A 23,705-nucleotide genomic window follows, 5' to 3' on the forward strand; every position below is an offset into this window, starting at 1 on the left:
CGGTACACTGACTCGATCCACGCAGCAAGCAGGAGTCCATCATGCAAATTGCCATTGACCTTCCTGATGACTTTGTTTTTCTTCAAGGGGCGAGCCAAGTCCAAAAAGAAATCCGTATTTCTTACGCACTATGGCTGTTTCAACAAGCGCGTGTGACTTTGGCAAAAGCAGCCGAATTGGCCGACATGGACATTTATGAATTCATGAGCGTTTGTAAATCCAATCAAGTGCCTACATTGGACATCAGCCCGGAAGAGTTGGCGCAGGAACTGACCGACTTCAGAACTGCATGATTTTGGTTGCAGATGCTTCAGCGCTCATCGCGCTTGCAACGTGTGATGGGCTGGTTTGGCTTGACATGCTTTTTGGGGAGGTGCTGGTTCCAGAAACAGTGTTTCAAGAAGTCGCAGTCTCCCCTAAACCACAATCGAAGCGATTGCATGGGTAATTGCAAGGCAAAGTCCGCAAGGTTGACATGACGGGTTATGTTTATTTGGACGCATATGCTGATGCAGGCGAAACACAGGCCATGCTGCTCTACAAAGCAGTCAATGCAGACTATCTTCTGATTGATGACAGGAGGGGGCGCAAAGTTGCACAGATCAATCAAATCAAGATCATCGGATCACTCGGTGTACTGATACAGGCAAAAAATGCAGGCTTGATCACCCAAGTCAAGCCAAGTCTTGACCTGATCGCTGGTAGTCAAATTCACATTGCCCCTAGTTTGCTCAATGCCGTACTTGCCATGGCTGGCGAGCAATAAACTGATAAAAACGTGCAATAAACAATGTCGGACTTGAAAGCCCCGACCTACAAAAACCAACTCCCCGTAGGTCGGCGGCTTCAGCCCCGACAAACGCACAAAACCAACTCCCCGTAGGTCGGTACTCGAAGAGTCCGACGTTTACAGGCTCTGGCACAGGCCCCTGAACGGCAACTACCTTTGGATCAGCCCACAAACCAACACCAGCCTTGGGTGGATATACAATTAAATTTTGTATATCCATGAGGACTCAAACATGCAAGTCGCTAAATGGGGAAATTCTCTTGCAGTGCGTTTTCCGGCAAGCCTGGTCGCCGCGCTCGACCTCAAAGAAGGTGAAGAAATCGAGCTGCATCTGGTTGGTGAAAAAAACTTTGAAGTCAGCAAAAAACCGGGGCGAGTCGAATTGCTGGCCCGTCTGCGCCAAATGCGAGGCCGACTTCCTGCCGACTTTCACTTTGACCGTCTGCAAGCCAACGAAGAACAATGACCATCACGTTTTTGGACAGCAACGTCATTCTTTATTTGCTTTCCGCAGACACGCGCAAGGCAGACATTGCAGAGACCTTGTTGAGCTCAATGCCCAGCATCAGCGTTCAAGTTCTCAATGAAGTCACTTCCGTCTGTTTGCGCAAACTCAAGCTATCCTGGCCAGAGATTCATGACGTGCTGAACGCCGTCAAAGCCCACTGCCAAATTGTGCCCCTCACGGTTGAAACTCACGCCCAAGCTATGCAGATTGCAGAGCAACACCATTTGTCTTTTTATGACGCCCATATAGTGGCCGCTGCAAAAGCCTGTGGAGCCAACACGCTCATGAGCGAAGACATGCACAACGGCCAAACGCTGCTGGGCATACACATCAAAAACCCGTTTACCCAGCTTTAAGCGGCAAACCAACACCCCGTAGGTAGGCGGCTTTAGCCCCGACTTGAAATCAAAGGGCAGCCAAATTGTCCGACGTACCTCACCACATATGCACAAACCCACATTTGTGAAATACTGGCACCCACTTCAAACGATTTCGGAGCCAACAACATGAGCCGACTCACCATTGACGTCACCGAGCAACAGCACCAATCGCTCAAAGCTCTTGCCGCTTTGGCCGGAAAAAGTATCAAGCAATACACCTTGGAACGCCTTTTCCCATCTGCAACCACAGAAGATGAGGCCTTGCAAGAAATCAAAGCTCTGCTTGCTGAGCGTGTTGCACAAGCTCAGCGCGGAGAATGCGTTCAAGACAGCATTTCAGCCATTGCTGAGGCCGAGTTGAAAACAGCCCTCAGACAATGACACTGCCATACATCCTCACCCGAAGTGCTGCCGCTGATTTACGAAATATCGTTCGTTACAGTATCCAAACATGGGGTGAGGCACAGTGCAGAGCCTATGTCGCTCAAATCGAAAGCGCTGCGACAGAAGTGGCGCTGAGCAAGGGTGTCTTTCGCACAAGAGACGATCTCTATCCAGGTCTTAGGGTGAAATGGGTCGGTCAACATTTCATTTTTTGCCTACCGCAAGTTGGACAGCCCGCGCTCATTCTTGCCATATTGCATGAGCGCATGGAGATGGTTGATCGTTTGAAATCAAGATTGAAGTGATCGACATTGCCAATAACCAATCTGGCAAATAAATAGCTTCTGAAAAAAATGTCGGACCTGAAGGTACCGACCTACAAAAACCAATACCTCGTAGTTCGGCGGCTTCAGCCCCGACAAACGTACAAAAACCATTCCCCCGTAGGTCGGTACTCGAAGAGTCCGACGTTTACAAGCTCCGGCACAGGCCCCATGTCGGGGTCTTCGACCACCGACCTACAAAAAACCAACACCCCGTAGGTCGGTACTCGAAGAGTCCGACGCTTCCAAGCTCTGGCGCAAGCCCCATGCCGGGGTCTACGACCACCGACCTACAAAGCTCCCCCATCACCCCCGACCCATTCGGTGGTGCATGCCTCAACGTTTCATGAACATCATCCAAGCCGTCAACGGCGTATTTCATTCGCCCGCCATCACCGCGGCGGCATGGGGCTTTGTGTCCAGCTTTGCCCTGTGTGTGTTGTTGGTGCTGACCAAGCGTTGGCATGGTGTGTGGAGCATGGACTTCACCGACGGCGTGCAAAAATTTCACACCGCGCCCACACCCCGCGTGGGCGGCATCCCCATTGTGCTGAGCCTTGGCGTGGCATGGACTCATGCGCCCGCCAACGTGCAAGCCATGCTCACCCCGCTGCTGATTGCGGGCATGCCCGCCTTCATCTTTGGTGTGGCCGAAGACATCAGCAATCGCGTGGGCGTCGCGCTGCGCCTGCTGGCTACCATGGCATCGGGCATGCTGGCCTGGTGGCTGACCGATCAGTCACTGCACCGGGTCGACATCTGGGGTGTGGACTGGGTGCTGCACTTCACCATCGTGTCCGTCATCTTCACCGCCTTTGCCGTGGGCGGCGTGGCCAACGCCATCAACATCATCGACGGATTCAACGGGTTGGCCAGCACCATGTCCACCCTGGCCTTTCTGGGCTACGCCATGATCGCCTGGCAAGTGGGGGACACCACGCTGGCTGGCGTGTCGCTGCTGCTGGCGGCCTGTGTGTGGGGCTTTTTCTGGGTCAACTGGCCATTTGGCAAACTCTTTTTGGGCGACGGCGGCTCTTACTTCATTGGCTTTGCATTGGCTTGGGTGGCTGTCTTGTTGCTGGAGCGCAATCCGTCTGTGTCAGCCTTTGCCGCCTTGGCCGTTTGCGTACACCCGGTCACCGAAGTGCTGTTCAGCATCTACAGGCGCAAGGTCAAAAAAGCCAACCCCGGTCACCCCGACCGCCTGCACTTTCACAGCCTGGTCAAGCGCCGCTATGTGGCCCGCTGGTTTGGGCAATACACAGCAAACATCAGAAACTCCATCACTGGCGTGTTGATCGGTCTCTTGACCTTGACGGCCATTGTCCTGGCCAACCTGACTTATGAATCAACGGCGCTGTCAGTGCTGGCCTTTGTGGGGCTAGGGCTGGGCTATGTGGCCTTCTATGCACGCATGGTGCGGCACAGCTGGTGTTCACCCCTTGCATTTTTGCTGGTCAAACGCAAACCACCTATTGATTCGGCCCTGTGAAGTTTTCATTGCTCAAACATGTTGTAGGTCGGCGGTCAAAGACCCCGACATGGGCCTGTGCCGAAACCAAAAATGTCGGACTCTGCGAGTACCGACCTACGGGAATACCGTGTATTCGTAGGTCGGTGGTCGAAGATCCCGACAACTGCATGCACGCCAATGTGCTGCGCAAAGAGGCTACCGGCCTGCCCACAACGTCGGACTCTGCGAGTACCGACCTACGGGAATACCGTGTATTCGTAGGTCGGCGGTCGAAGACCCCGACATGGGCCTGTGCTGAAACCAAAAATGTCGGACTCTGCGAGTACCGACCTACGGGAAAACCGAGTATTCGTAGGTCGGTGGTCGAAGACCCCGACAACTGCATGCACGCCAATGTGCTGCGCAAGGAGTCTACCGGCCTGCCCACAACGTCGGACTCTGCGAGTACCGACCTACGGGAATACCGTGTATTCGTAGGTCGGCGGTCGAAGACCCCGACATGGGCCTTTGCCAAAACCAAAAATGTCGGACTCTTCAAGTACCGACCTATGGTGTGACAGTGTCATCCACCCGATTCGTTTTCAGTACCTTTTATCCATGATCCAAGTTACCCCAGTCATCCTTTGCGGCGGCTCTGGCACACGCCTTTGGCCGCTGTCTCGCACAGGTTTTCCCAAGCAGTTTTTGTGTCTGACGGGCCAAGACAGTTTGTTTCAGCAAGCCGCACAACGACTCAATGGTCTGGGCAATGCCAGCATTCAAATGGCTGCGCCGGTCATCGTCAGCGGTGAAGATCATCGCTTTTTGGCCGCTGAGCAATTGCGCGAAGCGGGGATTGCACTGGGCACCGCACTGCTCGAACCCGTGGGCCGCAACACAGCCCCCGCACTCACATTGGCCGCCCTGGCTGCCACAGAAAACGGACAAGACCCCGTGCTGGTCGTCACCCCGGCAGACCAGACCGTGACTGATAGAGCCGCATTCACAGCCGCAGTCCAACAAGCCATCGCCCAAGCAGAGCAGGGCAGCATCGTCATATTGGGCGTCACCCCCGACAAACCCGAAACCGGCTATGGCTACATCCAGGCTGCCCCCCACGCCCGTCATTGCGAGGAGCGCAGCGACGCGGCAATCCAGTGCCAAGCCGTCCTCAAGTTCGTCGAAAAACCCGACCTGCAAACCGCCCAGCAATACCTTCAAGAAGGCAACTACTTCTGGAACGCCGGCATGTTTGTGCTGCGTGCATCGGTCTGGCTCAAAGCCCTGCAAACCTTTCGCCCCGACATCGCCCAAGCCTGCCAAGCCGCATGGGCCGTCAAAAAACAAGACGCCCAATTCATCCGGCCTGGCAAAGCAGAATTTGCCGCTATTCCCTCAGAGTCGGTGGACTACGCAGTCATGGAACACTGCCCCGGCAGCGTATTCCCCATCCAGATGGTGCCCCTGAATGCAGGCTGGAGCGACCTGGGCGCATGGGACGCCGTGTGGAGCGTGCAGGGCAAAGACGCCAACGGGAACGCCCACACCGGCGACGTGCTGGCCACCGACAGCCGCAACACCCTGGTGCACGCCAGCAGCCGCCTGGTCACCCTGGTGGGCGTGAGCGACCTCATCGTGGTGGAAACCGCAGATGCGGTGCTGGTGGCCGACAAAAGCCGCTGCCAGGACGTGAAACACATCGTGGCCCAGCTGCAAAACAGCCAGCGCGAAGAACACACCCTGCACCGCAAAGTGCACCGCCCCTGGGGCTGGTACGACAGCATTGACGAAGGAGGGCGCTTCAAGGTCAAGCGCATCCAGGTCAAGCCCAAAGCCAGCCTGAGCCTGCAAATGCACCACCATCGCGCAGAGCACTGGATCGTGGTCAAAGGCACAGCCGAAATCACCAATGGCGACAAAGTGCTTTTGCTCACCGAAAACCAGTCCACCTACATCCCACTGGGCGAGGTGCACCGCCTGGCCAACCCCGGCAGCATTCCACTCGAAATCATCGAAGTGCAGTCGGGCAGCTATCTGGGCGAGGACGACATCGTCCGGTTTCAAGACACCTACGGGCGCTCAGTATGAGCTGGGAATCTAAAAAATGAATAGCAAACCAATCTACGTAACACAGCCTTATCTTCCGCCATTGGAGGAATTCACGCCTTATCTCGAGCAAATTTGGGAAAATAAAATCCTCACCAATGGGGGACAATTCCACCAGCAACTTGAAAAATCCCTCTGTGAATACCTTGGAGTAGAACATGTGGCACTTTTCTCGAATGGCACGTTGGCGCTGATCACAGCGTTGCAAGCCCTTCGGATTACTGGAGAGGTCATTACAACGCCTTACAGCTTTGTTGCCACAGCGCACTCCTTGCTCTGGAATGGCAATAAACCAGTGTTTGTAGATATAGAGCCTGAAACACTAAATCTTGATCCGACCAAAATTGAGTCAGCGATTACCCCTCAAACCACGGCAATCATGCCTGTGCATTGTTACGGTAACCCTTGTGACGTGGATGCGATCCAGAAAATTGCTGACAACTACAACCTGAAGGTTATTTACGATGCCGCTCATGCCTTTGGTGTCCAGTGTCATTGCGGTAGTGTGCTCAATCATGGCGATCTGTCTGTGCTCAGCTTTCATGCAACTAAGGTATTCAACACTTTTGAAGGTGGAGCAATCATCTGCCCGGATGCAAAAACGAAACAACGCATTGACCACTTGAAAAACTTTGGTTTTGTGGATGAGACAACTGTGGTAGCGCCAGGTATCAACGGAAAGATGAGCGAAATCAACGCTGCCTTTGGTTTGTTGCAACTGAAGCATATGCCGTACATCATCGAGAGACGAGCTTTAATTGATGCAACCTACCGAGATGGTTTAAAAGGTGTACAAGGAATTCGCTGCTTGCCGCAAGCGGGTCAAATCGTAGCTAATCATTCGTATTTTCCAATCCTAGTAGATGATGATTACCCGCTAAGTCGCGATACGCTTTACCAAAAGCTCAAAGACCATGGCGTAAATGGACGACGATACTTTTACCCATTAATATCAGACTTTTCAATGTACAGAGGAATGCCATCCTCGAGTAAAGGAAACTTGCCAGTCGCAACAGATGCAGCAACGAGAGTACTATGCCTGCCAATTTATCCGAACCTACAAGACGCTGAAGTGGAAAAAATAATAAATTTAATTTGTATGATGGGGGTGCAAAAATGAAAAAAATTGGAATAATGCAGCCGTATTTTTTTCCATATCTTGGATATTATAGCTTGATTAAAAAAACAGATTTATTTATTTTATTTGATACGGTTCAATTTATTAGACACGGCTGGATAGAAAGAAATCGAATCTTAAAGCCACAAGATAGTTGGCAATATATCGCAGCACCACTTGAAAAATTTAATCTTGGAACGAAGATTCAAGATGTCAAAACTAGAACAAATGAAGATTGGCAAGAAAAAATAATAAGACAGCTAGATCATTACAAAAAAAAATCTCCATTCTATCACGATACACTGGCAGTTATACGGGAGTCGTTAAAATCGGAGAAGACAAGCATAACTGAAATCAATAAAAACATTTTAGAAAAAACTTGCCAATATATAGGATTAACTCCAAAAATTCACATATACAGCGAGATGGATTTGAAAATAGAGGAGGTAACACACCCAGGAGAGTGGGCCTTAAATATATCAAAATCAATGGGTGCAACAGAGTACATAAATCCTACCGGTGGAGTTGAAATATTTAAAAGAAAACAATTCGATGAAGCTGGAATAAAGCTGTCGTTTATGGGTAATAATTTACCACCTTATCCGCAGAGACGACCAACATTTGAAAATGGACTCTCAATCATCGATGTTATGATGTTTAACTCGCCAAAAGATATTTGTGAAATGCTGGATAACGTTTTCTTCTTGAATGAATGAAATGAGCGATTAAAATATGAATAAAAATCCAACATCTATTGAAACTTGTAAAACAAGAGCAATTTTCACCAAAAATGCTCGAACGGCTTGGGCGAAGATTATCTCCAGTGCATCAGGCCAAGAGAAGAAAAAAATTCTTCTGCCTTCTTACATTGGATACACAGATCGAGAAGGCTCTGGAGTGTTTGATCCAATTCAATCCAGTGCATCTGACTTTGTATTTTACAAACTGAAGGAAGATTTGAGTCCAGATTTAGAGGACTTACAGCAAAAAATGAATTCAGATATTGATATTGTTCTAATTATTCATTATTTTGGATTTTGTAGAACCAATCTAAAATTCATAAGAAAACTATGTAATGATAATGATGCAGTAATGGTGGAGGATTGCGCTCATGCATTTTATCTTTCAACCAATCCACTTGAATTGGGTGAAGTTGGCGATTACAGCTTCTATTCAATCCATAAATATCTTGCAACACAGACTGGTGGATTGCTAAAGGTAAACAACGGCCAACTGTCGATACCTGAAATACATGGACACGAAGCTGCTACGGCTTCTGTAGTTGAAGCTTATGCACTCGCGAATTTTGAGCAGATAGCAGAAATAAGAAGAATAAATTATAGAATATTTTTCGAACAGCTTCAAGATATTCAAGAAATCGAAATACTATTCGAGCTCCAAAATCATGAAATACCACAAACTTTTCCGATTAAAGTTGCGAATAATCTTAGAGAAAAATTATATTTTTATTTAATGGATCGTAAGCTCGAGACCACCGCATTATACTATCGTCTTATTACGGAAATCTCTGAACAAGAATATCCAACTTCGCACTCAATATCAAAGTCGATCCTAAATCTACCGATTCATCAGGACATTAGTATGGACCAGGTTGATAGCATGTGCGCTGAAATAAAAAAATTTTTCAAAACGCATTAACAGTTTTTTTAAATTATATTCAATCGGATTAGTAGGATTGTATGAGTATTTCAGCGCTTATAGAGGAGCTATTAAACGATGTCTCCGATGACTTCACACCACCTCTTAAAGAGGAAATAAAATTAAATGAGTACGCTGAAAAAATTACGAGACACGCAACGATATTTTCAATAATTGAAGGTGGAAAATTAGCGGGTTTTATTGCTGTATATTGTAATGATCCCGAAAAACAGATTGCATACGTAACAATGCTCGCAGTATCTAAATCGCACAGAATTAATGGTATAGGAACTCAACTGATTGAAATGACTGTTGATTACTTGAAAAAAATCGGCTTCGGAAAAATTACCCTAGAGATTTACAAAACAAATCTTAAAGCAGTCAATTTCTATAGAGGATTAGGTTTTTTAATTGAAAAAGAAACAGATAAATCATTTATTGCTTACAAAAATATTTTTAATTAAAAATAAAATTTATTCTAAAAAACGCAGAAAAATAATAAAAATTTGCAATCTAATTAATAATATAAAGAACAGAAAATTGTTTAATGGAATTAAAGAAAAAAATTACAGCTAATATTGTCGCGCAAGTGTATATGGCCGGCACCGGCATAATCGTGACCCCCATTTACTTGAAATTAATGGGCCCCGAAGCATATGGTCTTATCGGAATATTTACGTTAATTCAAGCAATATTTAACATTCTAGACCTCGGGTTGACGCCGACGCTAGCCCGCGAAACTGCACGTGCAAGGGGAAACGAAAAAAGCAAGTCCGAGTATTTTGATATTCTTTCCGCAATTAAAAAGATTTTTATTGTAATTTCGATATCTGGTTGTTTGGCATTAGTAATAGGAACTGATTTTATTGTAAATAATTGGTTGAAAATAAACCAATTGGATAAATTTGAGGTTCAACAAGCCCTGGTGGCTATTGCTGTTTGCGTGTCTTTACGCTGGATGTCAGGACTCTACCGTGCGTCCATCACGGGATTTGAAGAATTCCAATGGCTAAGCTATTGGAATATATTTATTACTACATTGAGATTCTTAATTGTGATCCCAATTTTATACATCACCGAAGGATCTTTTGTAGTTTTTTTTGTCTATCAAGTAGCAATCGCATGTCTTGAAATATATGGATTAGCAAATAAAAGCCAGCGCCTGATAAGGTGCAATTTAGGTGAAAACAACAGCAGTCGTCACGCTAATCCTATGCAAGCGATACGACCATTGATGGGATTCTCTGGCGGCGTGGCATTCACGTCTGCTATATGGGCGCTTATAACTCAAACTGATAAAATTGTCCTCTCAAAATTGCTTACACTCAGTGACTATGGCTATTTTTCTATCGGTGTTTTGTTAGCTAGTGGGATTACCGTAATTGGAGGACCAATAACAAGTACAGCTATTCCAAAACTTGCGTTATTGTATTCAACGCAAGACATTGTGGGAATGAAGTTTATTTATAGGAAAATAAGTCAATATACGTCCATTGCCGTGATACCAGCAACTTTAATTTTGTGTTTTTTTCATGCGCAAATCATCGAAATATGGACTGGGGATTCAATAGCCGCTGAAAGATCCGGATATGTTCTCGCGTTTTATGCTGCTGGCAACTGCCTGATGACAATTGCTTCCCTTCCATTACTTTTGCAGTATGCAGAAGGTAAGTTGAAACTACACGTAATAGGGAATACACTATATGCACTAATTCTTTATCCAACACTAGTATGGTCAGTTTCCATTTATGGGATTAGTGGTGCTTGCTGGAGTTGGCTGATTGTCAACTCTCTATCATTTTTGTTCTGGACACCGATTGTGCATCGGAACTTTTTTAAAAATGAACATTTCAATTGGTTATGGAATGACATAATTAAAGTTATTTTTTTTCCATTTATTGTCATAGTTACTGCAAAAATAATTGTCCCTTTGACGGATGATAAATTATTAAACTCCATATCAATAATAACAATATATGTAGCAGCGCTACTCTTCAGCCCAATCGTAATTAAGTTCTTTTCCAAAATAATTTTATCGAAATTTTGATTTTTAAATAACAAATGACATATACAATCTCAAAAAAAATAGCCTACTTAAGTCGTCGAGGTGAGTCTCTCTTGAATAGGCACACAATGTTGGTTAAACTTAAAGATTCAAGTTTGGTGCATGTTGGAAGGCGACTAAAGAAATTGGTTAATCAGTTAAAACCGAATAGGATTAAATTAGGGCGCACCTCTGAGTTGAACGACTTGATTATTATATTTAGGCATGTATATATCAATAGTGACGTCACTCGCTTTCCCCACAAATCAAGGCCAGCAGCATTTTCTCATCTTGGCTGTCTGCAAAACTTAGTTGAGACTATTTTGGCGAGTAAATACACTCACAGAGTACAATTGCATATATTTTATAACGGTACCTTAGATGAGTTTCAAAGTGACGAAATATCGACTTTTCTTGCAAGCTCAGATGTGAATGCTTCCATAAAACTAGTAGAGGCGAAATCAGCCGTTGAATCCGCATTAGTGATGCTAGAAACTATTGATGAAATATCTAAAAATAATAATGATTTAATATATATTTTGGAGAATGATTATATTCATGCTACTAATTGGATAGAGGAAGTCATCGATGTATACTCATCTGATATAAGTTTTGACTATCTATCCTTATACGATCACCCTGATCGTTATAAATTTCCCCAAAATTACAAAAATTCGTGCTTGTACGCAACCAGTAAAAGGCACTGGATTTCTGCGCCTTCAACATGCGGCACATTTATATTTAAAAAGTCCGTTTATATTCGAGATTTCCAATGGTTATTTTCAACGAAAAATGATCATCAAATGTTCAAAAAATTAACAGTCAAGTTAAAAAGAACACTTATAACGCCAATCCCAGGTCTATCCGTCCACTGTATGAATGATCATCTGGACCCCGTTCAGCAGTTTGAAAAATATTTCAGGAATTGAAAAATGACTGATTTGATAGTTTTTGATGTAGATAAAACTCTTGTGAAGGGAAATTTGCATGAAATTATTATTAAATATTGGGTGGGTGAAAATAAATCAAGAGTATTGTCCCATTCAATATTTTCTTATTTTGTCAAGTTATTGCCTCATTCGATGTTAAGGCGGAAATTTGAATATTTTCCGATAAATTTAATATCCGAAGAAGATTTTAAAAAATTGACGATTAACGTGATTGATCAAAGCATGTTAATTAATACAGAAGTATTGCGCAGGATTAATCGGTATAAAAATAAAGGTGTTGCTATTGCGCTTGTTACTGCAGCACCAACAAAGGTAGTGAGACACCTTTCTTTACATTTTGAGATTCCAGTGTACGCAAGTAAGTCTTTCCTAGGGGTAATATATGATGATCTACTGGCTAAAAAAAGTAAAGTATACGGCAAGCTAACAGCTCAAGGCTATATAATTAGATCAATTTATTCGGATAGTCATTTGGATTTTAAAATAGGGTCGAAAAATTTCTTGATTTCTGATGCCTTTAAAATAGAAAAGCCGCTATGAAAGAAATTTTTTTAGGACTGGTTCCTGGATCAGTTTTTCTCTATAGGTACACACCAAAATTTTCTCTCGGTACAGTGAGTGGTTTGTTTTTAATGGAGATTATGCCATTTTTAATTATATCCTTCATTGAGTCAATAAGCCTAATTTATGTTCTTATTGGATTTTTATTATTATATAGCGTTTATGATCTTGGGTACTTGGATAATGATTCTAAGGCAGGCCAGGAAAAAATTGGTGCTACAATTCGAAATCAATTTTCAAAATTCAATTACAAACTATTTTTTCTGATACGCATACCACTTATCGCATATGCATTTATATACGTCACTACGATGAATGTAGCCATATCAGGCTTGAGCCTTGGAACCATCCTAGCAATAATTCCGGTTTTTATTCTTCACAACAGGTTGGAAAATAGGATGCTTCGGATATCGACCTTCATAGCATTAAACAACCTAAAAATTATTGCAAGATTACTTTTATTAAGCCCCTTACTGGGCTATTATTTACTTTCTGCTATTCCACATCTTTTCATAAAGTCATTGCATTACATGAATACTAAGGGATTGATAGCCATCGACGACGCCTGCATCAAGGCTATTACCTTGCCTATATACATAGGCTTCTTTTGTGGCTTCATATTTATTGATCCATGGCTTATTGTTGTCTCTACTCCATATTTTATAAATCATACCAAATCAATCTTATTTGGAATAATCCTCAATAAGTCTAAGTTTTTCATTGAAAAAGACTGAAATTAACCCAATGTACATCATTTTAACATTAATTTCTATCGCATGAAATTAAGGATATTTTTTCAGAGAAATCCCAGGTTAATTTGGCTTGCTGGCCATTTGGCACTTAATATTCTTTATACCATAATCATACTGAACTTGGGAAAGCTGTTCGGCGAAGCAAGTGCGATAGCTATCAGTTCGGATACTCCGATAATTTTTATATCCATATTGCTATTTTTTTCTTTCATTTACTTTAATATATTTTTATTTAATATTACTTTTAAATTTTCACTTATTCCAATTAAGTTTAAAGCTAATGAGGCTGGAAAAAATAGGATTGGGCTAGTTCTACTGGTTCTCCAACTTCTATATTTTGCTTATTTCTTGATGAGTGGAGTAGGGGTTGCAGGCTCCACTGAGAAACACCAATCTATACTTTCGCAAATTTGGGTATTGATACCTGTTGATGTGCTATTCTTGCTATATTATTCAACGTATAGAGGTTCAAAATATTTCCTCCTAAACTTAATTGTCAATATTGTGTCTAATTTGATACGTGGTTGGAGCGGATTTTTGCTTACAATTATATTTATTGAGTCATGTATTTTAATTAGGCAAGGGCGAGCAAGTTGGCCTAAATTATTTTATTTTTCTTTGGTGATTATTTCACTCTATCCAGTTTTATATTACGGTAAAATTTTTTCAAGATATTACGGACTTTCAAGTGATGCATCATTTGATGACTTTTTAAATACATTATCTTCTTTTGATTTAATTAATCTTCTTCAAGAAGCAATTATTCAGGTCGGCGATCGAATTCAACTGATATCCAGTGCTATTTCAACCTACGAAATCTCTAATCAACTAGGCGATCTTATCGCTATTGAGATAGTTGCTCCTTTCTGGAACGAAGGAATTCACACATTGGCATGGGATCGTCTTTTTTCAGAAACGCAAAGACTTGATGTTGGAAAAGCTATCGCAAATATCTTAGACCCTTATTCTTTAAACATTAATTGGAATTCAAACCCTACATTCATTGGATGGTTTTTCATAATTCCGATTCTAAGTTTTTTAAATATAATTTATGCGTCTTTATTGGTGTGCATTACCTCTATGCTTATTAAGCCAATATCGACGGCTGAAGTTACAAAAGACTTTTTATGGTATATGATACTGGTTTTAATAATTCCTGGATGGTACGGGGCCTACGTTTTATTTGTTTATGGATGTTTTCTATATTTTCTTCTGCACATTTTATTTATTTCAAAAATCAAGGTGGTTAAATCCTGTCAGAATCGACCCACGTGAAATGGATGATATTGCTTAAAAATTTTTCAGCAAGCTATTTAACTGATTAACACTTTCTAATTTGAAATGATTGTTGCGAATTTATATCATATAAAAAATACTAATGGTTTGTTTTACTACGGACTTGACTATCTTCGAGAGAATTTAGATCTCGTGCGTCTAATTTTAGTGCGGCCGTCCATGGAGAATCAAGTTCGTGCGGCCTTACCCCGCAGTAATGTCATTGTTTGCTCTATCAGCCGCTACGTGCTTGAATTCTCTCGGGCCGCTTGGCGACATGATTTACTTTACACACCAACTTCCCATCCTATCCCGGGCATCAGCCGTCAATTGATTGTTTTACATGATTCTTATCCATTCGAAGTTGGTGCTATTTCCACTTTGAAACTTCTGTTGCTCAGGTGGTCCTTGTCGTTATCCCGCTGTCGTGTTGCCTACATCAATTGCACTGATGCCAAACCATTTTTGGTCAAACTGGGGGTACCAAATCAACGCATGATCTTTGCCCCGAACAAATTTCCTCCACCAGCAGTTCGAATACCTTCTGTTGACGCGACTGCAGGGCCGACGACGGTAGGTCTGTTGGGAACTGATTCTAAAAAAAAGAACTATGAATGCCTTTTTGCTGCTGTTAGGCTGGCTGATTTATCGTCTCGTCTAGTTTTCCGTGTATATGGTCATCAATCCACTTATTTCCGTGATCTTTGTCAGCAGTTTCCCGACCTTCGGATTCAACTCGCCAAAAGTGATGAGGTGAGTCTTGACCAGTTCATGAATTACGTAGATGTGTTGGCGTCTGCGGCAGAGCGGGAAGGTTTTGGGCGGCCGATTGCATCGGCTTTGCTATCAGGTCTTCCTGTGGAATTGCTTGATCGTCCAGTGTTTAGAGAGTTCTTTAGTGGTGGTGCGAACTTCCACACCACAATCCATATGCTCGTGGGTGCCCTCGCTTCACATTCTGGCAAAAGGTTGCAAACAGCATATAGCCCACCTGCACACGTTGTTGACGCTTACGTTACAGCCAATTATGAGATTCGACAACTCGGTTCGGCCAGTCTAAACTGATGCTGTTTTATCACTCTTAGACACGTTAAGTGACATCGAGAATACATGTTTCATCCATCTAACGAAATTACACTATCCATCGTTAGCCATGGCCAAGCGGCCCTGATTAGTTTACTCTTATCAGACTTGGCACATTTGTCACAGCAAAATTTTCAAGTATTGATCACCATCAATATTCCAGAGGATGAGTCGGTGTATCAAGGACATTCTTTTCCTGTACGCATTATTCGCAACACCCTACCTAAAGGTTTTGGTGCGAACCATAATGCGGCATTTTTGCACTCTAACACCCCATGGTTTGCAGTCGTCAACCCAGACATTCGAATTGAAACCCTTAACTTTGATAGATTACTATCACCCTTTGATAATCAAACCATAGCTGCAGTGGCTCCCTTGGTTCTCTCAGCCGATGGTAAAATTGAAGACAGTGCAAGGCGCTTTCCTACCTTTATGCGTTTTGCTAAACGGGTTTTATTGAGAATTCGCGAACCGGATTATACCGTCCAAGCCAGGCCTTATTCGGTTGATTGGGTGGCCGGTATGTTTGTTGTTTACAGAAGAGGCGCATTTCATAAAATAGGAGGATTTGATGATCGTCGTTTTTTTATGTATTTAGAAGATGCTGATATTTGCCTTCGTTTATATAAAAAAGGGTGGAAAATTTTTTTGAATCCTTGTGTGAGTGTAATCCATATGGCACAACGTGAAAGTCATCGAAATTTAAAGCATATGCGGTGGCACGTAGTTAGCGCTTTACGTTATTTAACTGGTTTGTAAATATAATCTAATACTTTTATCTGATTTAACTCAATTATTTGAACAGCAAATCAAATACAGCTTGATTTTTCTTTATTTTTTTGTGAGCTGGTGTTTCCACAGACGGAGTGGCAATAATTAAAGGTACTTTGGTTGATATTTGTGATGCATCTGGCGTGCATCCAAATTCTATGTATTGCTTACCTGCGCACCATATTTCGGGTCGCAAGGGGTGATCAGAAAAAATGATAATTTTGAAGTCGTTGCCAAATACCAATTTGGCTTTTTGAGCCACAAGTTTGACCAGTCTAGCGCCATTGGCGATGTTGTCGGTGTATTCATCACTTAATGACTTCATAGGAACGCCCATGAGTGGGTGTGGGACCAATAAGTGCGCAAACAGAATCCCACCTTTTTGCCAGAAAGGTGCTTCTAGTAGAGAGTTCTGCATGCTGTCGCGCATGGATATGGATAACGCTCTGATATCTGTCTTCTCATCACATCCCAAAAACTCCAACATGCTGAGTCCAGGGAAACTGCAGGCCAACCCTGAACCATCGGTCGCTGTAGGAACAGGGAAAGAACAGGACCTCAGCCCCTGTATGGAGCAATAGCGGTGAAAGAACCCCACGATGTCGATATTCGCTGAGCTGGCTCGCACTTTGGCAAAGTCCAGCACATGACTTGCGCTGCACAGTTGGGTGGGGCCACAGGCCACAGACTGATCAAAATTGCTTCGTGTCCAAATGGCGGGGATCACGTTGATGGTGTTTTTGCCTGCTGGGTCTATGCTGGTTGATGTGACATGTAGCCCAGCATCTTTCAGTTGGTCCACCACTGGCCCGGCTGCGCTGGCACTGAACTCGTCTAACAACAAAACAATGGTGTTTTGCGCTGGCAACTTGGGTGCTTGTTGTGTTGGCGGTTGATCGCTTGGGCTTGGCCAATAGACCGTGGGGGCAAGGGTGTTGGCCAACACAACTGGGAGTAGGGTGAAGATCAGCCCCCCCACGATGACGGCCAAGTGAAGGCGTTTCCAAATATCTTGTCTGATTTTGAGGGTCAACAGGCCTGCAGCAAGCCCTGATGCAAGGGCCAGCGTTTTGTGCAGGGTTGTTGGGTGCGCAGGAATCAGCTCAATCTGTTGCAAGTACCTGAACACGACAAGGCTGAACACCAGGGCAATGCCCACGTTGGTCACTTTGTAGCTGATGGCTTGGCCCAAAATAAGGCGCAGCAGTGCCACACCAGCTATGACCCAGACAAGCATCAGCCCCAGTGCGATGACGACCTCGGCCAAGGTGTGATGTTGAAAGTACAGGCTACCCCATATCCAGCTGGTTTGCTTTACCAGCAACAGGGTGCTGAGGGCCAGCAGCGCTGTTAAGAGTGGCTGCTGCGCACTCGGTTGGCTTAAATTTTCTTGAGTAGACACAGCGTGCGCAACGTGTTGGGTATGGAGTAGCTGGCAACGGTGGAGAAGTATTGGCCAAAGGCTGCCATTTGCGCCGCTACAGAAAAATCTTGCGGATTGCGTTTTCGTTGGTTGCAAAGGTGCTGAACCATGGGGTCTGATTCGTCCAGCATTTCCACGATGGTAAATTCACGCGTGATGTGCGCCGCCATCTGTGCAATTTTTTGCAAGTAAACGCCTTCTGATATGGCCAGGTGATGGGTCAGGGCCAGCATCATCACCATGTCGGCCTGCTGGTGCAGCCGTGTCATGAGCGACGGAAACTCATCGCCACACCATCCGCGCCCGCCCACCATGTCGCCCAGGTTGGAGACGAGGGGGTGAATGTGGGTGGCCTTGCTTTGTGAAAGCACAAGCTTTTGAATGGAGTCGTGGTCCAGGTCAATGGCGATCACGTCCGCCCCGGTGCCGGCCGCGAGCTTTGTAAATTCTCCAGTGTTGCAACCCAGGTCCACCACCCATTTGGGCTTTGTGCTTTCTAGCCATTCGCCTACTTTTTGATATTTGTCTGCTGACGCTGCGTCTGTGTAGTGGTGGCGAGTGTCGGTGTAGTCTGCCCAGTGGCTGCCTGCCTGGTTGGGTTTGCCTCCATTGAGCAGGAATTGGCTGAAGCCGTAGAGGCTCCCGTGCAGGGGTTTGCCGTCTTTGGGGGGCATTGGCTTGGCGTGCTGTGCATCACGCTTGCTGGCCAGCATGAGTGGCCAGTAGCGTGTCAGGTACCGGGACAGGCCCAACATGTCGCTGGCCACGCTTGGCTGAATGCCGTCGCGGTAGGTGCTGTAGCTTTGGTGGGGCTTAAGGCCGCGCTGTTGTGACACTGCCAAGGGCAGCAAGAAATGACGCACAAACTGCCCAAACGCCCACCACTGCGGTGTTGCGATTGGCTGAAAAGACAGGTGGTCACAGAACATGGGCCGATTGCCCTGAAAGATCACGTTCCAGGCAGAGGCGTCTTTCAGCTCATAGCCTTGAGCGAGGATTTCACGCGAAATATCCAGGCTGAGTTGTCCGGCCAAATAAAGTTGCGCGTCACACCACTCGAATGGATAGCTGACAAAGGGCAGGCGGGGTGATTCGACGGTATCAGGGGCCGTGAACGCATATGGCACAAGCTGGCCCTGATCTACAAGCGCTGCAGCTTGTTTGGATTGCAAAAACGGTTTGGCTGCCGCTTCGGGGTGAATTCGACGAACAACTTGGTTGCCCAAGAATTCGATCACACCCTCAGGGTCACGCATCGTTTTTCTCGCTTGTCTTTTTCCGACTGAAAATTTTGGCAATCAGCTGCCCAGGCTTCTTGAGGAAAACCAAGGCTGCACCGATGGCTGCAAACGCGCCCTGAAGCAGCAGCAGAGCCGTGCCGCCATCTACATAAGCATGGGCAGTGGAGGAAAATAATGTACTCAAAATTAATATTTCCGAGATAAAATATATTTTATTCATAAAATGTAATTTTTTATTAGTTCCAATGATATGGAGAACGATGACTATATCATGCACTAAAGTATTCTTTTGGATGAAATTCATCAGAGTCAGTTACCAATTGTGTCCAAAGCAGCTGCTTTGTTGGTCTTGATCACCAGCACCCCATCTGCCCAGCTGGTCCAATTCATTCACAACCCCCACATGGGCCTGTGCCGAACCCTTCATGTCGGACTCTGCGAGTACCGACCTACGAAGTAAATTGGGGTCAGATCCCCATTTCCGGATTGCGAAAGCGCCTCTCGGCTCTTTTGTCGTTTGTGGGCTCTGAATAATGTGCCTCTGTTCGTTTTTCCAGATTGATGTCTGCCGTCACCCAGCCTTTGATTTTCTTGAAGGGGGCGGCGGCGATCAATGAGTCCGTCATCGCGAGGAGCTTGCGACGCGGCGATCCAGCTGCGGAGCTTGCCGGGCACTGGATTGCCACGCTTCGCTCGCAATGACGGGGTTGGGGGGCGCAATGACGGGGTTGGGGGGCGCAATGACGGGGTTGGGGGGCGCAATGACGGGGTGGGGGAGCAATGACGTAAAAGCCGCCTTTGGGTGGCTTTGCTGTATGTGGGACCTCGATTTGCAGGAGATGCTGGTGAGGAAAGCCTATTGAAAACTTTATCATCGGATGATACATTTTCGTATGCGTGATGATCTTGGCATAACCATTCTCATCGATCTCCATGATCAGATCATTGATCAGGGAGACGGGTATTGGGTCAAGTTCGAGGCTTGGGTTGTCCCAGTTTCAAAGGACATTCCGCATGGGGTTCGTTATGCACTGACTCTGCACGAGCCCTATGGCAAACGAATTCTTGGATACGACAATGCCCATGCGGTGAAGCCTCCCAAGAAATTCAAGTATGCCGGGACAAAGTTGCCGTATGACCACAAACATCAACATGTCAGCGATAAGGGTGTGCCTTATGAGTTCAAGGATGCACATCAATTGTTATCCGACTTTTTTGTGGAAGTCGATCGTGTGTTGAAGGAGGCTAGGAAGTCATGAAGACAATCGTTGTTGGAATCTTGTCGCAAGAGAAAATTCGCGAGCGGATGTTGTCTATCGCTCGTGGCGATTACAAGCCAAAATCATCCGACCCCAAAATATGGTTCACATCTATGAGATCGTTGGCAGAGGTTTTGAGTGATGACAACCGCGCTTTGCTCAAAGTGATTCAGGATTCAAAACCACAGTCAATTTCCTCTTTGGCTGACATCACTGGGCGCAAGCCAGGTAACCTTTCTCGAACATTGAAAACAATGTCCAACTACGGATTTGTTGAAATGAAACGTGAGAACAGGCACGTTCGTCCGATCGTGAAGGGAACGGACTTTCGTATCGTTGCCTGACAAGAATTAATGGGGTTCCGATAACGCATGCACCGGTCAATGACCGAGTTCGCGGCGGTGGGTCGCCGGGTGACGGCGTATCCAACAGTTGAGCTTATCCTGGCACTGGATTGCCACGCTCCGCTCGCAATGACGGGGTGGGGGCGCGCAATGACTTGGTTTCGTCATCGCGAGGAGCCGCCTTTAGCCGCGAGGAGCGAAGCGACGTGGCGGGACGCGGCGATCCAGCAGCTGAGCTTGTCCTGGCACTGGATTGCCACGCTGCGCTCGCAATGACAGGGTGACTATGCCACGCCCTGAACCGAGTATTCGTTGGCCCGCTGCTTGTTGCTGTGTCAAACCGTTTTGCATGAGTGGCTGGGCTTGGGTGTGTATGGGGTGACGCGGTGAGGGATGGAGAGGGGAGCTTTGCAGATCGATATGGTAAGGTGATACCTTGAAATACACGATGGAGTCTGACATGACTGCTGCTCTGATTCGCCCTGTGGCAATCAAGCTTGATGAGGTGACGAAAGCCCGGGTTAAACGCTTGGCTGAAGCCCGTCATCGCACGTCCCACTGGTTGATGCGCGAAGCGATTACCCAGTACGTGGACCGTGAAGAAAAGCGAGAGGCTTTTCGTCAGGATACGCTCAGGGCTTGGGACGAGTACCGCTCCACAGGTTTACATGTGCGCGCCGATGAGGCCGATGCTTGGCTGGCTGAGCTGGAGCAGGGCAAGGATATCGAGCCGCCGCCATGCCACAAGTGATTTGGTCGCCTGAGGCGTTGCTGGATGTTCAGCGCCTCTATCGTTTCCTCGCACCCAAGAATATGGATGCCGCCAAGCGGGCTGTAAGAGCTGTGCGTCATGGTGTGAAGGTGCTGGGGCTTCAGTCGAGTGTTGGACGGCCCATTGAGGACATGCCGGTCGATTTTCGTGAGTGGATCATTGATTTTGGTGATAGTGGTTATGTCGCCCGTTACCGGATCAATTCAGATGTGGTCATTATTTTGGCTGTACGGCATCAAAAAGAAGTGGGTTTCTGAGCATCGAAAATTGGATTACTTGGAGTCGTTAATTGGGGTCAGATCCCAATTGTTTTGCAGCCATGTTATTGATCCGTGCCTTTGAAGTTTGCAGGATGACTTCAATCTTGCACCTCGTGGGAACTAGCCCTGCTGGCGATCAGACGCTTGTGGACCACAGGCTTTTCGCTTGCAGGGCAAGCTCCTACAACCCCCCCCAACGGGCAACACACGGCTCAGACTTCATTGGTCGAGATTAATTGGGGTCAGATCCCAATTGTTCTAAAAGCCAGCCCGCCTTTGGGTGGTTTTTTGGGCGCCTTGTTTGTTTCTGGGGTTTGTTTTGTCCAGAGATCGGCCAACTATCGTGACAGAGGGGGTCAGCTGCGACCCTTGAGTTCAGGTGCGCACTTCAGCGCGACGTCCCAATCCCTCGGCAATGAATGCCAGCACCAAAGAATTGAGTGACACGCCTTCAGTTTTTGCCCTTGCAGTCAACTGAAGGTGCATAGAGCGGGGCAGACGGGCAAGAACTTTTCCCGATGCCGATGCAGGTGCTCTTTGCGGCCGTATGATTTGCAAAAAGGGCTCGAAAAGATGATTCGTTCCAAAGGCTTTTCCTCGGAGATGGCGTTGTTGTTCTTGTTCACACAAGTTCAACAGCTCAAAGTGCATCCCGCGTATAAGTTGGCCAAGGCAGGTGATCAAGATGCTGCTTTGGAGTTGGTCATTGATGTTGCTGTGCCTTGGCTTTACGAACAGCGTTACCGCTTTGGGTCAGGCTTGTTGTTTGTTGCGCCTCATGCGCAAGAGGCGACAGGGGATAATGCCATTCCACAAACATTGTCTTCGGTTTGTGCTGAGATTTTTGACGGCACCTCAGATACGGAAATTGTTCAGTCTGATAGGGTTTATCACACCGGTGCTGACCCGATGGAGCGCATGGCAGCGCGTGCTCAGTTTGTTGGTCGTGTGCTGCCTGGGGCTGAGTATGTTCTTGTCGACGATGTGACCAGTTTGGGTGGCACTCTGGCAGAATTGGCCAATTACATCCAGCTTTATGGCGGTATTGTCAAAGGTGCAGTGGTCTTGGTGAATGCTGGCCGCAACCCTGAATTGGTGCCTAAAGCGAAGTTTGTTCAACTGATCAAAGAGAGGTTTGATGATGAATTCACAGATGTTTTCGGCATCGAGCCAAATGCACTTACCGCCAACGAGGCTCAATACCTCGCGGGCTTCCGATCTGTTGACGCCATCCGAAATCGACTTGTTGCGGCAGAGCAAGAAATCGATCGCCGATTACGTTCAAAAGGAATTACCCGTACGCCTTAAACAGCGTCACTTGGATCATTTGTTGAACAAAACTTGAGTTCATCTGGGGTAGATCCTAATTTTTTATAACAAGAGAGCCGCGTGGCTCTTTTGTCGTTGGATTAATTGGGGTCAGATTCCAATTGTTCGTGGTAGTGGGGTGTCGTTTACCGATCATCGGTATAAAATCTAAGTCATGATCATCTCATTTGCATGCGCTGACACCAGAGCCCTTTTTGAGGGCGGTAAGGTCAAGAGGTTCAATGCGATGAAAACGGTTGTTGAACGCAAGTTGCAGATGCTCGACAGTGCCGCATCTTTGGAGTTTCTGCGTTCACCCCCTGGCAACAGGTTAGAGGTTTTGCGCGGTGATCGTACTGGGCAGCACAGCATCCGGGTCAATGATCAGTTTCGCATTTGCTTTGTCTGGACTGAGCGTGGCCCGATGAGTGTGGAGATTGTGGATGACCACTGAGTTTGGAGTTTTTATGAAAAATCAAATGCGTGCCATTCATCCTGGGGAGGTCCTCAAAGAGGAATACCTCGTGCCCTTGGGCTTGAGTGTCAATGCGTTGGCCAAGGCGCTTCATGTGACGCCGTCTCGAATGAACGATATTGTGTTGTGTCGACGCGGCGTGTCGCCAGATACGGCATTGCGTTTGGCCCGTTACTTTGGTGGGGATGCGCAGTCGTGGCTCAATTTGCAGCAAAGTTATGACCTCAAAGTGGCCGAGCAGTCGATGCTCAAGACCATCCTCAAAACGGTGATCCCCATGGGCCGTGTTTCGTTGGCTTGAACGCCAGTTGACGGCGCAACACGAAGGGGCCTGCGGGCCCTTTCGTCGTTTCTGGCGCCCAAGATTAATTGGGGTCAGATCCCAATTGTTTGAAAACAAAAGAGCCAGATGGCTCTTTTGTTGTTTGTGCGCTCTGAAAAATTTCCCTATGTTTGTTTTCTCCAAA

General features: G+C 46.1%; 30 protein-coding genes and 1 pseudogene. 26 read left to right on the forward strand and 5 right to left on the reverse strand.

Translation table 11 applies throughout. The features are described from left to right. Positions 1 to 41: 41 nt before the first annotated feature. From H663_RS24305 to H663_RS24380, 19 genes and pseudogenes are all read left to right on the forward strand, one after another. Positions 42 to 293: a UPF0175 family protein gene (locus H663_RS24305; protein ID WP_053176288.1), complete on the forward strand. Its 252-nt coding sequence runs from the start codon at positions 42 to 44 to the stop codon at positions 291 to 293. Continuing rightward, a pseudogene (locus H663_RS24310) lies at positions 290 to 766 on the forward strand (PIN domain-containing protein). Before H663_RS24305 ends, H663_RS24310 begins: the two are co-directional and overlap by 4 nt. Positions 767 to 1,022: 256 nt before the next feature. Next, positions 1,023 to 1,256, forward strand: coding sequence for an AbrB/MazE/SpoVT family DNA-binding domain-containing protein (locus tag H663_RS24315; RefSeq protein ID WP_053176286.1), 234 nt, complete (start codon positions 1,023 to 1,025; stop codon positions 1,254 to 1,256). Further along, positions 1,253 to 1,654, forward strand: a complete 402-nt coding sequence (locus tag H663_RS24320) for a PIN domain-containing protein (RefSeq protein ID WP_053176284.1) — start codon at positions 1,253 to 1,255, stop codon at positions 1,652 to 1,654. Before H663_RS24315 ends, H663_RS24320 begins: the two co-directional genes overlap by 4 nt. Before the next feature lie 150 nt (positions 1,655 to 1,804). Next, a complete protein-coding gene (locus H663_RS24325) occupies positions 1,805 to 2,059 on the forward strand; it encodes an antitoxin (protein ID WP_053176282.1) in 255 nt (84 codons plus the stop codon). After that, the gene (locus tag H663_RS24330; RefSeq protein ID WP_053176280.1) at positions 2,056 to 2,367 is read left to right on the forward strand and encodes a type II toxin-antitoxin system RelE/ParE family toxin; all 312 of its coding nucleotides are present in this window, start codon (positions 2,056 to 2,058) and stop codon (positions 2,365 to 2,367) included. The genes H663_RS24325 and H663_RS24330 overlap by 4 nt, the downstream gene beginning before the upstream one ends. A 364-nt stretch (positions 2,368 to 2,731) precedes the next feature. Continuing rightward, positions 2,732 to 3,877, forward strand: a complete 1,146-nt coding sequence (locus H663_RS24335) for an MraY family glycosyltransferase (RefSeq protein ID WP_053176278.1) — start codon at positions 2,732 to 2,734, stop codon at positions 3,875 to 3,877. Positions 3,878 to 4,456: 579 nt separating this feature from the next. Further along, positions 4,457 to 5,926: a mannose-1-phosphate guanylyltransferase/mannose-6-phosphate isomerase gene (locus tag H663_RS24340; protein WP_053176276.1), complete on the forward strand. Its 1,470-nt coding sequence runs from the start codon at positions 4,457 to 4,459 to the stop codon at positions 5,924 to 5,926. A 16-nt stretch (positions 5,927 to 5,942) separates the two neighbouring features. Continuing rightward, on the forward strand, positions 5,943 to 7,064 hold the full coding sequence (locus tag H663_RS24345) for a DegT/DnrJ/EryC1/StrS aminotransferase family protein (RefSeq protein ID WP_053176274.1): 1,122 nt from the start codon (positions 5,943 to 5,945) through the stop codon (positions 7,062 to 7,064). Beyond that, positions 7,061 to 7,777, forward strand: a complete 717-nt coding sequence (locus H663_RS24350) for a WbqC family protein (protein WP_053176272.1) — start codon at positions 7,061 to 7,063, stop codon at positions 7,775 to 7,777. The genes H663_RS24345 and H663_RS24350 overlap by 4 nt, the downstream gene beginning before the upstream one ends. 16 nt (positions 7,778 to 7,793) lie before the next feature. Next, entirely contained in the window at positions 7,794 to 8,720 is a 927-nt protein-coding gene (locus H663_RS24355) for a DegT/DnrJ/EryC1/StrS family aminotransferase (protein ID WP_083451341.1), read from the forward strand. A gap of 41 nt (positions 8,721 to 8,761) precedes the next feature. Continuing rightward, positions 8,762 to 9,184, forward strand: a complete 423-nt coding sequence (locus H663_RS24360) for a GNAT family N-acetyltransferase (protein WP_053176268.1) — start codon at positions 8,762 to 8,764, stop codon at positions 9,182 to 9,184. Positions 9,185 to 9,267: 83 nt separating this feature from the next. Beyond that, a complete protein-coding gene (locus tag H663_RS24365; RefSeq protein ID WP_053176266.1) occupies positions 9,268 to 10,767 on the forward strand; it encodes a lipopolysaccharide biosynthesis protein in 1,500 nt (499 codons plus the stop codon). Positions 10,768 to 10,853: 86 nt separating this feature from the next. Further along, positions 10,854 to 11,693, forward strand: a complete 840-nt coding sequence (locus tag H663_RS41245; RefSeq protein WP_133239958.1) for a hypothetical protein — start codon at positions 10,854 to 10,856, stop codon at positions 11,691 to 11,693. Between the two features lie 3 nt (positions 11,694 to 11,696). Beyond that, the gene (locus tag H663_RS24370) at positions 11,697 to 12,254 is read left to right on the forward strand and encodes an HAD family hydrolase (protein WP_083451340.1); all 558 of its coding nucleotides are present in this window, start codon (positions 11,697 to 11,699) and stop codon (positions 12,252 to 12,254) included. Beyond that, positions 12,251 to 13,009 carry a hypothetical protein gene (locus H663_RS24375; RefSeq protein ID WP_053176263.1) on the forward strand — a complete coding sequence of 253 codons (759 nt, stop codon included), beginning with the start codon at positions 12,251 to 12,253 and terminating at the stop codon, positions 13,007 to 13,009. The genes H663_RS24370 and H663_RS24375 overlap by 4 nt, the downstream gene beginning before the upstream one ends. A 42-nt stretch (positions 13,010 to 13,051) precedes the next feature. After that, positions 13,052 to 14,302, forward strand: coding sequence for an oligosaccharide repeat unit polymerase (wzy, locus tag H663_RS41250; protein WP_165803853.1), 1,251 nt, complete (start codon positions 13,052 to 13,054; stop codon positions 14,300 to 14,302). A 66-nt stretch (positions 14,303 to 14,368) separates the two neighbouring features. Continuing rightward, complete coding sequence (locus tag H663_RS41255; protein ID WP_133239960.1) at positions 14,369 to 15,367, forward strand: glycosyltransferase family 1 protein; 999 nt, start codon at positions 14,369 to 14,371, stop codon at positions 15,365 to 15,367. A gap of 45 nt (positions 15,368 to 15,412) precedes the next feature. Further along, positions 15,413 to 16,144, forward strand: coding sequence for a glycosyltransferase (locus tag H663_RS24380; protein ID WP_083451339.1), 732 nt, complete (start codon positions 15,413 to 15,415; stop codon positions 16,142 to 16,144). Between the two features lie 34 nt (positions 16,145 to 16,178). Here H663_RS24380 and H663_RS24385 read toward each other — a convergent pair whose 3' ends face one another. The 4 genes from H663_RS24385 to H663_RS41525 all read right to left on the reverse strand — a co-directional run bounded on the left by H663_RS24385 (position 16,179) and on the right by H663_RS41525 (position 19,434). Beyond that, positions 16,179 to 17,558, reverse strand: coding sequence for a hypothetical protein (locus H663_RS24385; protein ID WP_133239961.1), 1,380 nt, complete (start codon positions 17,556 to 17,558; stop codon positions 16,179 to 16,181). Continuing rightward, positions 17,537 to 18,835, reverse strand: a complete 1,299-nt coding sequence (locus tag H663_RS24390; RefSeq protein WP_053176259.1) for a methyltransferase domain-containing protein — start codon at positions 18,833 to 18,835, stop codon at positions 17,537 to 17,539. Before H663_RS24390 ends, H663_RS24385 begins: the two co-directional genes overlap by 22 nt. Continuing rightward, positions 18,828 to 19,124: a hypothetical protein gene (locus tag H663_RS24395; protein ID WP_053176257.1), complete on the reverse strand. Its 297-nt coding sequence runs from the start codon at positions 19,122 to 19,124 to the stop codon at positions 18,828 to 18,830. Before H663_RS24395 ends, H663_RS24390 begins: the two co-directional genes overlap by 8 nt. A gap of 163 nt (positions 19,125 to 19,287) precedes the next feature. Continuing rightward, a complete protein-coding gene (locus H663_RS41525; protein WP_165803854.1) occupies positions 19,288 to 19,434 on the reverse strand; it encodes a hypothetical protein in 147 nt (48 codons plus the stop codon). A 279-nt stretch (positions 19,435 to 19,713) separates the two neighbouring features. Here H663_RS41525 and H663_RS24400 point away from each other — a divergent pair, with 279 nt between their 5' ends. The 4 genes from H663_RS24400 (at position 19,714) to H663_RS24420 (ending at position 21,452) form a co-directional block, all read left to right on the forward strand. Continuing rightward, positions 19,714 to 20,079, forward strand: coding sequence for a toxin-antitoxin system TumE family protein (locus tag H663_RS24400; protein ID WP_053176990.1), 366 nt, complete (start codon positions 19,714 to 19,716; stop codon positions 20,077 to 20,079). Beyond that, the gene (locus H663_RS24405; RefSeq protein WP_053176255.1) at positions 20,076 to 20,423 is read left to right on the forward strand and encodes an HVO_A0114 family putative DNA-binding protein; all 348 of its coding nucleotides are present in this window, start codon (positions 20,076 to 20,078) and stop codon (positions 20,421 to 20,423) included. Before H663_RS24400 ends, H663_RS24405 begins: the two co-directional genes overlap by 4 nt. A gap of 460 nt (positions 20,424 to 20,883) precedes the next feature. Continuing rightward, the gene (locus tag H663_RS24415; protein ID WP_053176988.1) at positions 20,884 to 21,174 is read left to right on the forward strand and encodes a CopG family ribbon-helix-helix protein; all 291 of its coding nucleotides are present in this window, start codon (positions 20,884 to 20,886) and stop codon (positions 21,172 to 21,174) included. Beyond that, a complete protein-coding gene (locus H663_RS24420; RefSeq protein WP_053176251.1) occupies positions 21,162 to 21,452 on the forward strand; it encodes a type II toxin-antitoxin system RelE/ParE family toxin in 291 nt (96 codons plus the stop codon). Before H663_RS24415 ends, H663_RS24420 begins: the two co-directional genes overlap by 13 nt. Before the next feature lie 378 nt (positions 21,453 to 21,830). On the opposite strand, the gene H663_RS42375 is transcribed toward H663_RS24420, so the two are convergent. Then, positions 21,831 to 22,106 (reverse strand): toxin-antitoxin system HicB family antitoxin, encoded by a 276-nt coding sequence (locus H663_RS42375; protein ID WP_083451337.1) that lies wholly within the window; start codon positions 22,104 to 22,106, stop codon positions 21,831 to 21,833. On the opposite strand from H663_RS42375, the gene H663_RS24430 reads away from it, so the two are divergent. The 3 genes from H663_RS24430 to H663_RS24440 all read left to right on the forward strand — a co-directional run bounded on the left by H663_RS24430 (position 22,029) and on the right by H663_RS24440 (position 23,539). Beyond that, positions 22,029 to 22,763: a type I phosphoribosyltransferase gene (locus H663_RS24430; protein WP_053176249.1), complete on the forward strand. Its 735-nt coding sequence runs from the start codon at positions 22,029 to 22,031 to the stop codon at positions 22,761 to 22,763. The two genes, H663_RS42375 and H663_RS24430, sit on opposite strands and share 78 nt — an antisense overlap. Positions 22,764 to 22,938: 175 nt before the next feature. Then, positions 22,939 to 23,217, forward strand: a complete 279-nt coding sequence (locus H663_RS24435) for a type II toxin-antitoxin system RelE/ParE family toxin (RefSeq protein WP_053176247.1) — start codon at positions 22,939 to 22,941, stop codon at positions 23,215 to 23,217. A gap of 13 nt (positions 23,218 to 23,230) precedes the next feature. Then, positions 23,231 to 23,539, forward strand: coding sequence for a HigA family addiction module antitoxin (locus tag H663_RS24440; protein WP_053176245.1), 309 nt, complete (start codon positions 23,231 to 23,233; stop codon positions 23,537 to 23,539). Positions 23,540 to 23,705 lie beyond the last annotated feature (166 nt).

Origin of the sequence: Limnohabitans planktonicus II-D5 (genome assembly GCF_001270065.2) — a bacterium.
In the GTDB taxonomy this organism is placed as follows: Bacteria; Pseudomonadota; Gammaproteobacteria; order Burkholderiales; family Burkholderiaceae_C; genus Limnohabitans_A; species Limnohabitans_A planktonicus.

Coding starts and splice junctions, on each gene's coding strand:
- H663_RS24305 (WP_053176288.1), top strand. CDS start 42: ATGCAAATTGCCATTGACCTTCCTGATGACTTTGTTTTTCTTCAAGGG.
- H663_RS24315 (WP_053176286.1), top strand. CDS start 1,023: ATGCAAGTCGCTAAATGGGGAAATTCTCTTGCAGTGCGTTTTCCGGCA.
- H663_RS24320 (WP_053176284.1), top strand. CDS start 1,253: ATGACCATCACGTTTTTGGACAGCAACGTCATTCTTTATTTGCTTTCC.
- H663_RS24325 (WP_053176282.1), top strand. CDS start 1,805: ATGAGCCGACTCACCATTGACGTCACCGAGCAACAGCACCAATCGCTC.
- H663_RS24330 (WP_053176280.1), top strand. CDS start 2,056: ATGACACTGCCATACATCCTCACCCGAAGTGCTGCCGCTGATTTACGA.
- H663_RS24335 (WP_053176278.1), top strand. CDS start 2,732: ATGAACATCATCCAAGCCGTCAACGGCGTATTTCATTCGCCCGCCATC.
- H663_RS24340 (WP_053176276.1), top strand. CDS start 4,457: ATGATCCAAGTTACCCCAGTCATCCTTTGCGGCGGCTCTGGCACACGC.
- H663_RS24345 (WP_053176274.1), top strand. CDS start 5,943: ATGAATAGCAAACCAATCTACGTAACACAGCCTTATCTTCCGCCATTG.
- H663_RS24350 (WP_053176272.1), top strand. CDS start 7,061: ATGAAAAAAATTGGAATAATGCAGCCGTATTTTTTTCCATATCTTGGA.
- H663_RS24355 (WP_083451341.1), top strand. CDS start 7,794: ATGAATAAAAATCCAACATCTATTGAAACTTGTAAAACAAGAGCAATT.
- H663_RS24360 (WP_053176268.1), top strand. CDS start 8,762: ATGAGTATTTCAGCGCTTATAGAGGAGCTATTAAACGATGTCTCCGAT.
- H663_RS24365 (WP_053176266.1), top strand. CDS start 9,268: ATGGAATTAAAGAAAAAAATTACAGCTAATATTGTCGCGCAAGTGTAT.
- H663_RS41245 (WP_133239958.1), top strand. CDS start 10,854: ATGTTGGTTAAACTTAAAGATTCAAGTTTGGTGCATGTTGGAAGGCGA.
- H663_RS24370 (WP_083451340.1), top strand. CDS start 11,697: ATGACTGATTTGATAGTTTTTGATGTAGATAAAACTCTTGTGAAGGGA.
- H663_RS24375 (WP_053176263.1), top strand. CDS start 12,251: ATGAAAGAAATTTTTTTAGGACTGGTTCCTGGATCAGTTTTTCTCTAT.
- wzy (WP_165803853.1), top strand. CDS start 13,052: ATGAAATTAAGGATATTTTTTCAGAGAAATCCCAGGTTAATTTGGCTT.
- H663_RS41255 (WP_133239960.1), top strand. CDS start 14,369: ATGATTGTTGCGAATTTATATCATATAAAAAATACTAATGGTTTGTTT.
- H663_RS24380 (WP_083451339.1), top strand. CDS start 15,413: ATGTTTCATCCATCTAACGAAATTACACTATCCATCGTTAGCCATGGC.
- H663_RS24390 (WP_053176259.1), bottom strand. CDS start 18,835: ATGCGTGACCCTGAGGGTGTGATCGAATTCTTGGGCAACCAAGTTGTT.
- H663_RS24395 (WP_053176257.1), bottom strand. CDS start 19,124: ATGAATTTCATCCAAAAGAATACTTTAGTGCATGATATAGTCATCGTT.
- H663_RS24400 (WP_053176990.1), top strand. CDS start 19,714: ATGCGTGATGATCTTGGCATAACCATTCTCATCGATCTCCATGATCAG.
- H663_RS24405 (WP_053176255.1), top strand. CDS start 20,076: ATGAAGACAATCGTTGTTGGAATCTTGTCGCAAGAGAAAATTCGCGAG.
- H663_RS24415 (WP_053176988.1), top strand. CDS start 20,884: ATGACTGCTGCTCTGATTCGCCCTGTGGCAATCAAGCTTGATGAGGTG.
- H663_RS24420 (WP_053176251.1), top strand. CDS start 21,162: ATGCCACAAGTGATTTGGTCGCCTGAGGCGTTGCTGGATGTTCAGCGC.
- H663_RS24430 (WP_053176249.1), top strand. CDS start 22,029: ATGATTCGTTCCAAAGGCTTTTCCTCGGAGATGGCGTTGTTGTTCTTG.
- H663_RS42375 (WP_083451337.1), bottom strand. CDS start 22,106: ATGCACTTTGAGCTGTTGAACTTGTGTGAACAAGAACAACAACGCCAT.
- H663_RS24435 (WP_053176247.1), top strand. CDS start 22,939: ATGATCATCTCATTTGCATGCGCTGACACCAGAGCCCTTTTTGAGGGC.
- H663_RS24440 (WP_053176245.1), top strand. CDS start 23,231: ATGAAAAATCAAATGCGTGCCATTCATCCTGGGGAGGTCCTCAAAGAG.